At 41.3% G+C, this 303-nt stretch carries 1 pseudogene; it reads left to right on the top strand.

Annotation, left to right across the window (positions count from 1 at the left end):
* Positions 1-10 precede the first annotated feature (10 nt).
* Positions 11-303, top strand: a pseudogene (locus Phpb_RS18825) (hypothetical protein); the annotation flags it as partial.

The raw sequence follows: 303 nt of genomic DNA on the forward strand, positions 1-303 counted from the left end.
AACTGTCCGTATGAAAATATTGAAGATAACGCTGTCCTTATTATTTCTCTATTTTATTTACTGGGCGTTTGGCGACACCCTTTTTGGCAGGCTTTTTCCTTTTTCGCCTGACGAGAAGAAACAGTTGATTACGGTGGAAGGTGTCGTGCCGAAATACACAAAACCGTATGTGTCTGCGCAATATATCTCAAAAGACTGCCTTAGATATCAGCTTGATGCAGGTATGTCGCCTTATCAAGTGCCGACTTATTATAAATTACGTCTGGATGTGAAGTCAGATCCACAAACTGGTTACTTTCAGGC

The organism is Photorhabdus namnaonensis, from assembly GCF_001684335.1.
In the GTDB taxonomy this organism is placed as follows: Bacteria; Pseudomonadota; Gammaproteobacteria; order Enterobacterales; family Enterobacteriaceae; genus Photorhabdus; species Photorhabdus namnaonensis.